At 38.9% G+C, this 7,298-nt stretch carries 8 protein-coding genes; all 8 read left to right on the forward strand.

Going from position 1 to position 7,298, the window contains the following annotated elements; translation table 11 throughout:
• Nucleotides 1-7: 7 nt before the first annotated feature.
• The 8 genes from QZR90_RS02210 (at nucleotide 8) to QZR90_RS02245 (ending at nucleotide 6,930) form a co-directional block, all read left to right on the forward strand.
• The gene (locus tag QZR90_RS02210) at nucleotides 8-826 is read left to right on the forward strand and encodes a MetQ/NlpA family ABC transporter substrate-binding protein (RefSeq protein WP_295788282.1); all 819 of its coding nucleotides are present in this window, start codon (nucleotides 8-10) and stop codon (nucleotides 824-826) included.
• A 346-nt stretch (nucleotides 827-1,172) separates the two neighbouring features.
• Nucleotides 1,173-2,117: a cation diffusion facilitator family transporter gene (locus QZR90_RS02215; protein WP_295788284.1), complete on the forward strand. Its 945-nt coding sequence runs from the start codon at nucleotides 1,173-1,175 to the stop codon at nucleotides 2,115-2,117.
• Nucleotides 2,118-2,175: 58 nt separating this feature from the next.
• Nucleotides 2,176-2,745: a TIGR01440 family protein gene (locus tag QZR90_RS02220; protein WP_295788286.1), complete on the forward strand. Its 570-nt coding sequence runs from the start codon at nucleotides 2,176-2,178 to the stop codon at nucleotides 2,743-2,745.
• A gap of 15 nt (nucleotides 2,746-2,760) precedes the next feature.
• On the forward strand, nucleotides 2,761-3,216 hold the full coding sequence (locus QZR90_RS02225) for a DUF3290 family protein (RefSeq protein ID WP_295788288.1): 456 nt from the start codon (nucleotides 2,761-2,763) through the stop codon (nucleotides 3,214-3,216).
• 6 nt (nucleotides 3,217-3,222) lie between these two features.
• Entirely contained in the window at nucleotides 3,223-3,867 is a 645-nt protein-coding gene (locus tag QZR90_RS02230) for a DUF421 domain-containing protein (RefSeq protein WP_295788291.1), read from the forward strand.
• A gap of 179 nt (nucleotides 3,868-4,046) precedes the next feature.
• Entirely contained in the window at nucleotides 4,047-4,316 is a 270-nt protein-coding gene (locus QZR90_RS02235) for a hypothetical protein (protein ID WP_295788293.1), read from the forward strand.
• A 194-nt stretch (nucleotides 4,317-4,510) separates the two neighbouring features.
• Nucleotides 4,511-5,266 (forward strand): exodeoxyribonuclease III, encoded by a 756-nt coding sequence (locus QZR90_RS02240; RefSeq protein ID WP_295788295.1) that lies wholly within the window; start codon nucleotides 4,511-4,513, stop codon nucleotides 5,264-5,266.
• A gap of 407 nt (nucleotides 5,267-5,673) precedes the next feature.
• Nucleotides 5,674-6,930 (forward strand): Glu/Leu/Phe/Val dehydrogenase, encoded by a 1,257-nt coding sequence (locus QZR90_RS02245; protein WP_295788297.1) that lies wholly within the window; start codon nucleotides 5,674-5,676, stop codon nucleotides 6,928-6,930.
• Nucleotides 6,931-7,298 lie beyond the last annotated feature (368 nt).

Consider the following 7,298-nt stretch of genomic DNA (forward strand, 5'->3'; position numbering starts at 1 on the left):
TATGTATATGAAATTGAAAAAATTAGTAGTACCTGTTTTAGCTGCTGTATTGGCACTAGGCATTGCTGGTTGTGGGTCTGATAATTCAGGCGGTTCCGCACAATCAAAGGAAATTAAGATTGGCGCTACCGCAGGGCCTCATGCAGAAGTGGTAGAAGCGGTGGCTAAAGAAGCTGCTAAAGAAGGCATTAACATTAAGTTGGTAGAGTTTTCAGATTATATTACACCAGATAAAGCCTTGGCCGATGGTGATTTAGATTTGAATAGCTATCAGCATAAGCCGTTTTTAGATAATTTTAACAAGCAAAATAATTCGAATTTAGTTCCTATTGGTAAAACCATTCTAATGCGTATGGGACTTTACAGTAATTCTGTAAAAGACGTAAAGGACATTCCTGACGGAGCTATTGTAGCAGTGCCAAATGATCCAACTAATGGCGGTCGCGGTCTTGCTTTGTTGGCGAAGTCTGGTCTCATTGAATTGCGCGAAGGCGTAGGCTATAAGGCAACGGTAGCTGATGTTACTAGCAATCCTAAGAACTTGGTGATTAAAGAGTTGGAAGCGGCCCAATTGCCACGTAGTTTAGATGATGTGACTTTGGCAGCAATTCCTATGAATTACGTAATGAGTGCAGGCCTTGATGTAGAAAAGCAAGGTGTGTATTTAGAGCCTAAAGATGAGCCACTAGCTGTAATGGTATTAGCGGTGCGTGAAGCAGATAAAGATAATGCAACTTATAAACGCATTGCTGAGCTATTCCATTCAGAAGGTGTGAAGAAATTTATTGATGACACATATCATGGTACAATTGTGCCAGCTGAATAATAAGATTAGAGTTTCATAAGTAAGCTAAGGCAATACATCGCTCCTGCTGAAAATGTAGTGAGTGATAACGTATTAGAGATAAGGGGGCTATAAAGGGAATGGTCACATTCCCTGGAGGCCCTTTTTATGTGCCAAATTTTGTGTATATGGCGTGTATTTGACAAGGGGTGTATCCATCAAAGTAGTTCGTAGCTTGTAAAGAAAGCTGGAATCTAAGTCTTTGTGGGGAGGCGTGTTAATTCGCAATCTTTAAGTAAGAAAAGTCAAGATTTTCTATGATGAATAGGAAAAATTTTTGTATAATAGTAATTAGTAATCTATGTTTGATATGGAAAGGGGGATTTACATGATCAGTACAAAAGATGTGGAGCAACGACTGCTCTGGCAATCCGCATGGCTCATGTTTTTAGTAGCTGTCAGCGGTACTGTGATGGGGGTTGTAACTGGATCATCAGCCGTTCTTTTAGATGGCGTGGTATCATTTATGGCCGTTATTATTAAAATTATGATGATTATGACCTCAAAGCTTATCTCCCGGGAAACGAGTAAACGATTTCAGTTTGGGTATTGGCAATTTGAGCCTCTCGTGTTGATGGTGGAAGGCTTCTTTACCTTGCTGTTTGTTTTATATGCATTTATGACCGGGGTTATTGATATTTTGGGGCAAGGACATTCTGTTGAATCTGGTCCCATCGTAGTATATGCAGCATTTTTCACAATTGTGGACTCAGCGTATTATTTTTATGTGCATCACATCAATAAGCGCTTAAAGTCTAATTTAGTAAAGTTTGATAATATTAGTTGGTCCATTGATGCGGTCTTAGCCGCAGGGATTTTAATCAGCTTCTCTTTTGCTTGGGCTTTAGAGCAAACTGATTGGGCACCTTATGCTCGCTATGTGGACTCGGTAGTTTTAATTGCCTTGTCCGTACAAATGATGCCGAGTGCTATTAAGATTTTAGTGCCTGCTACTAAGCAGGTGCTAGGGGTGGCGCCAACTGAACTACATGAGCGCATCCAACGTATTATGGATGATTTTATGGCGCGCTATCATTTCAAAGACTATGTAAGTAGTGTGCAAGTGTATGGCAAAAGTAAGTTTATTGAAATCGATATTTTATTGCCTAAAAACTTTGAGGCACAACGCGTAGAAGATATGGATAAGATCCGCAATGAGATTGACAATGAAATCGGCGGACGTTCCGATGAAAAATGGTTAACTATAACCTTTACTACTACCAAGCGGTGGATGGCAAAAGATTATTTATTAGATGATGATGACGATGAATAGGCATTGTTCTAAGTAACAATTCAGTGTCTAAGGCGAAGTTATTTAAGGAGGCCTTACTATGACGAAAGAGGTTATTAGTCAAGCAGAATTGAAGAAAGCTGTGCATACAGCCGTTACGGAATTATTAAATGTGGCTCGTTTAGAGCGAGGCGATTTATTAGTAGTAGGTTGCTCTACCAGTGAAATCAGAGGATCTAAGATTGGTACTGATTCCGCTGAAGAGATGGGGCAAACTATTGTAGCAGCGCTTCAAGAAGTGCTTGTGCCAGCAGGGATTAATCTAGGTGTTCAATGCTGTGAACACTTAAACCGCGTTATTATTATTGAAAAGGCAGTGGCTAAAGCTCATAATTGGCCTATAGGGAATGTAGTGCCTCAATTGCATGCTGGTGGTGCCACCTCTATGGCCGCTTGGGCTACATTTAAAGAGCCAGTGGCGGTTGAACATGTGGAAGCTGAAGCAGGGCTTGATATTGGCGATACCTTTATTGGCATGCATTTAAAACCAGTAGTTGTACCAGTGCGCCTTAGCATTAAATCAATTGGGGAAGCGCATTTAACAGCAGCACGTATTCGCCCTAAATACATTGGTGGCCCACGCGCTGTGTATGATGATGCATTAATGTAGTAGGAGTGAGAACTTTTGGATTTTTACACATATGGCTATATTGTGCAGCAAGGACAATTTAATGCAGTGGTACAGTATGGATTTTCCTTTCTGTTGCTCTTAGCCTTATTGGGGGCCAGTGTGCAATTCTTGCGCCATCGATTAAATAGTAAATATCGTGATTTAACTATTTTACTGACTTTGGTTATTCTCTTTTTCTTGGGTTTGCGGTGGAATGAATATGATTCGTCCCTTCGCGATTCTGAAGGCTCCACGCGGATGGCTTCCTTTATAACGAGTGCCTCTGAGCGATTAGGGACGCCTAAAGAACAAATCCGCGTCAATGCTACTCACATGAGCGATAATATTATAATTAATGCCAATGACCGATTTTATCAGGTTCGTTTTACGAAAAACTTTGAAGCTTACTCCCTATCACAGGTTCATATGGTAAGTAGTAAGATTAATGTCATTGATGTATCAGAGGAGTAAAAGGGCATGATGATAACTGGTTATACTTTGATTATGATAAAGCTCATATTGGGGATTATATGTCTTGTATTTCAAATTAATCTTATAGGCAAGGGAAATTTAGCGCCTAATTCGGCAGTGGATCAAGTACAAAATTATGTACTTGGTGGCATTATTGGGGGCGTAATTTATACGGAATCCATCGGCGTATTACAATTTCTCTTAGTTTTAATTGGTTGGACTATCGTAGTCATGGGGCTACGCTTCTTGACTAAATATAGCCGCTTTGTAAAGAAATTAGTTGATGGCAATCCTGTTATTGTTGTCGATTATGGCGTGGTGCAAGTGGAAGAGTGCATGAAGCATGGTGTAAATGCAGGCGATTTACATTTGAAACTCAGGGCCGCTGGCATTGCGCGAGTGGGCGAGGTAAAACGAGCTGTTTTGGAACAGAATGGTCAATTAACGGTAGTTAAATACGGTGAAGATACAGTGCATTATCCATTGATTGCTGATGGATTGGCTGATGAAAATGTACTCTCTTTGGTGGATAAAGATAGAGCATGGTTAGAGGAAAGTGTAGCAGCTCAGGGCTATACTATTTCGCAAGTGTATATGGCGGAGCTTGTACATGGCGATTTGGTGATTACACCTTATGCTGAAGAGCGTTAGTACTGGTCAGAATGTATAGACTTCGGGGCGGGCTATTTGCTTTGCAATGGTCAGTTGCGATGCTCTTTTATAGCGAAAACAAAGTATCAAGCGCTGTGAAATTTACTAAGTGGTTTATACATTAGGGCGTGTAGTTTTAGGATTAATAAGATAATGAATAGATAGTAGGAGGCCAATTCATGCAGGGAATTCAAAGAGTATTAACAATTATTGCATTAGCATATATTATTTACCACATATATTCTCATGGGTTTACAACGGTAAATGTACTGGCTGCTATATTACTAGTGTTTGCTGGCATTATGGAGTTGACTAAGAAACAGCGGAAAGCTAAATTAGATGCTTATATTAAGCGCAAAGAAGCTGAAATGTTGGCTGCAGAGGAAGCAAAGGCTGCTCAGGCAGCTAATGAGGCTGAAGCAGCTAAAGATAGCAAGACTGAAAATTAGCAAGAATGATGCTATTATCGATAATAAATTGGATAAAAAACAGCGAATAAATGTTAACATTGCTGACACAGGTAATACGTAAGTAAAAAAGCAAATAGTAAGTAAAAAACAGATAATACATACAAATACTGCTAATAATAAGTGAGCATAAATGAAATTTTAGACATTGTAGAATTGTAGAAAAAGGAGTATACATGAAACTAATATCTTGGAATGTAAATGGACTTCGTGCGGCTGTAACTAAGGGCTTTATGGATAGTTTTGAAGCCTTAGATGCAGATATGTTTTGTCTGCAGGAAACAAAGCTTCAGCCGGAACAAATTCAGCTCGAACTACCTGGTTATGAGCAGTACTGGAATAGTGCAGTAAAAAAAGGCTATAGTGGTACAGCTATTTTTACTCGTGTTAAGCCTTTGTCTGTAACAAATGGAATCGGTATTGAAGAACATGACCAAGAAGGACGTGTTATTACAGCAGAATTTGAAAATTTCTATTTAGTTACATGTTATACGCCTAATAGCCAACGCGAGTTAGCTCGTCTAGACTATCGCATGGAATGGGAAGATGCTTTTAGAGCCTTCTTATTAGAATTAGATAAAAAGAAACCAGTTATACTTTGCGGTGACCTCAATGTAGCTCATGAAGAGATCGATTTGAAGAATCCAAAGACAAACCGTAAGAATGCAGGCTTTACTGATCAAGAGCGCGGTAAAATGACAGAGCTGTTGGCAGCTGGTTTTACTGATACATTCCGCAAATTGTATCCAGATACAATTGATGCATATAGCTGGTGGTCCTACATGGGCAAAGCGCGCGACCGAAATGTAGGGTGGAGAATTGACTATTTTATTACGTCAAAATCCTTAGATGAGCAAATTGTAGATGCTAAAATTCATCCACAAATTATGGGGAGCGATCACTGCCCTGTAGAACTCGATATTAATTTGTAAGCTTAATAAGAGATATATTAAATAGACGCCGAGTCATCTTGTAAGATGGCTCGGCTTTTTCTTTGTCATATTGCTTGCTATGGGGCAAAGCATGCCCGGAGGGTACTTCACAGTTTTCATATTCTATAGATTGTGCAAAATGACCTAAAAATATCTATATGGAATAGTCATATATAGGTAAAAATCTATAGATTGTTGATGCTTTTGTGGCAAGAACTTTTATAATAGGCTATTGTTCGTCTATGACTTAATAGCATAGGTAAAATTCGATATTTAAAATAATGGTAGGTTTTAGCGTGACCTTGTGTTATAGTTGAATTAAAGATTAATAAAGTCTTTTATTTACTTCTCTAAGATGAATCTAGAGGAAGTAAGTACTTTATTTTTTATATGTGAGGAGATAAAATATGGCAAAGTACAATCCTTATGAAAACATGCTTAACACGCTTGATCAAGCAGCTCAAAAGTTAGGTCTTACTCGCAATGATTATGAAGTAATTCGTCATCCAGAACGCGAATTAACAGTGGCTATCCCTGTACACATGGATGATGGACATGTAGAAGTATTTAGTGGCTATCGCACTCAACATAGTACAATTATGGGTGCTGCTAAAGGCGGTATCCGTTTCCATCCAGATGCTGATGAAAACGAAGTTCGTGCACTAGCAGCTTGGATGACTATTAAGAACTCTATCGCTCACTTACCTTATGGTGGTGGTAAAGGCGGTATTAAAGTTGATCCTAAGAATTTAAGCAAACGCGAATTAGAGCGCTTAACTCGTGGCTTTGTTCGTAAAATTGCTCCAATTATCGGCGTAGATACAGACGTACCAGCTCCAGATGTTAATACAAATCCTCAAATTATGGCTTGGATTGTTGATGAATTCTCCACTTTAAAAGGCGTATGGTCCCCAGGCGTTGTTACTGGTAAACCTTTAGAAGTAGGCGGTTCTCTTGGCCGTAATGAAGCAACTGGTCGCGGTTGTATGTTTACACTTAAGAGCTACTTAGAAAAGAAAGGCAAAAAAATGTCTGATGTTACAATTGCCGTTCAAGGCTTTGGTAACGTAGGTAGCGTAGGTGCTTTATTGATGCATCGTGAAGGTGCTAAAGTTGTTGCTATTGGCGATATTCACGGTTCTATCTACAATGCTAATGGTATTGATGTAGAAAAAGCGTATCAATACTCCAACTCTCATGGCCGTTCCTTAGAAGGTTACGAAGAGCCAGGTATGACTCGCATCGACAATAAAGACTTATTATTACTCGACGTGGATGTATTATACTTAGCAGCTTTAGAAAACCAAATCAATGGTTCTAATATGAAGGAAGTTCGCGCTAAAACAATCTTAGAAGGTGCTAATGGTCCTACTACAAATGAAGCAGACCTTTATTTCTATGAAAAAGGCGTAGACATTGTACCAGACGTATTAGCTAATGGCGGCGGTGTAGTAACTTCTTACTACGAATGGGTACAAAACAAAGAAGGCTTGTACTGGTCCGAAGATGAAGTTAATGAACGCCTTGAAAAGAATATGAAGATGAGCTTCGAAGAAGTTTGGGCTATGCAAGAAGAATACAAAGTATATCCTCGTTTAGCAGCTTACATGGTAGCGTTAAAACGCTTAGTAGCAGCTAGTCAACTTCGTGGTTTTAATGGTTAATCAATTCTATATTGTTGTATAGAATTTGAATACATAAGAACGCTAAGTATAACTGTCTAAAGCTTGGTGAGCTGTAACAATTGTATATAAGTCACTGTAAAATGATAAATAAGTAGAAGTATACTGAGCGCTAAAGCGGCTAGAGAAATAATGTCTAGCCGCTTTTCTTTACTTACTGAAAGACTTAAACTTGCGTGAATTGCTGCTTTTATCAATAAAACGCATAAAAATTTTACAAAATTGTAAAGTTTTTACAATTTTGTAAAAAAAGTACTTGCATTCGTCTTTGATTTAGTATAAAATATCTCTTGTACCATTCCTCGATAGCTCAGTCGGTAGAGCAATCGGCTGTTAACCGATCGGTCGTA

This window comes from uncultured Veillonella sp. (assembly GCF_900545795.1).
Lineage (GTDB): Bacteria > Bacillota > Negativicutes > Veillonellales > Veillonellaceae > Veillonella_A.